Below are 375 nucleotides of genomic sequence, written 5' to 3'. Positions count from 1 at the left end.
GTTTGTCTACGACGGTGCCATGAACGGCACGGTCTTCCTGGCCTATATCGAGCAAGTCCTGGTTCCGACGCTGGAGCCGGGCGATATCGTCGTCATGGACAATCTCCCGGCGCACAAGCCTGCCGGTGTCCGCGAGGCGATCGATCGCGCCGGTGCCACGCTCTCGTTCCTGCCGCCCTACAGCCCGGACTTCAATCCGATCGAGAACGCATTCGCCAAGCTCAAATCCCTGCTGCGGGCCAAGACCGAACGCACCATCCCCGCCCTCTGGGGAGCTGTTGGAGCAATCGTCGACCTCTTCTCGCCGAACGAATGCGCAAACTACTTCAGAGCGGCGGGATATGACCCGGATTAAGCCGGAAACGCTCTACTCTA

Annotated in this window: 1 protein-coding gene; it reads left to right on the top strand. The window is 61.1% G+C overall.

Annotation, left to right across the window (positions count from 1 at the left end):
- Positions 1-355 (top strand): transposase (locus AC1DDA_RS27435; RefSeq protein ID WP_476798098.1); only part of this gene is annotated, 355 nt, incomplete at its 5' end.
- Between the last annotated feature and the right edge of the window lie 20 nt (positions 356-375).

This window comes from Allobosea sp. 10N428 (assembly GCF_056394545.1).
This window is presented reverse-complemented; position numbering and strand designations above follow the sequence as displayed.